This window comes from Hydrogenophaga defluvii, from assembly GCF_042665235.1.
Taxonomy (GTDB): domain Bacteria; phylum Pseudomonadota; class Gammaproteobacteria; order Burkholderiales; family Burkholderiaceae_C; genus Hydrogenophaga; species Hydrogenophaga defluvii_A.
Map to the genome: position 1 here is coordinate 1 of NZ_JBHTBZ010000087.1, position 411 is coordinate 411.

The 411-nt window shown below is 68.1% G+C and carries 1 protein-coding gene; it reads right to left on the reverse strand.

The window, feature by feature from the left end:
- Positions 1 to 411: thiolase C-terminal domain-containing protein (locus ACFQU0_RS20630; protein ID WP_417452237.1), on the reverse strand; the 411-nt coding region annotated here is incomplete at both ends.

The following is a 411-nucleotide window of genomic DNA, read 5'->3' on the forward strand; positions in this document are numbered from 1 at the left end:
GCCCCGCTCCACCACAAAGCTGACCACGGTGGCGCAGGAGCCGCCGATGTTCAAGGTCTGCAGCCGCCGCGCGCCCTCGATCTGCATCGCCTCGGCCTGACCCGTCACCTGCCGTGCCGCGTCCCACACCATGCGCGTGCCCGTCGCACCCACCGGGTGCCCGCAGCCGATCAGCCCGCCGCTCATGTTGATGGGGCACTTGCCCCCGGGCTCGATGGTTCCGTCTTCCACCGCTCGCCAGCTTTGCCCCGGCGCCGTCAACCCCAGGTGGTCGATGGCCACGTACTCGGTGGTGGTGAAACAGTCGTGCGTCTCGATGCCGTCCATGTCTTGCACGCCTTCCACGCCGGCACGTTTCCACGCATCCTCCAACGCCTGCCTCAGGTGCGGGAACACATAGGCTTCGTTGGC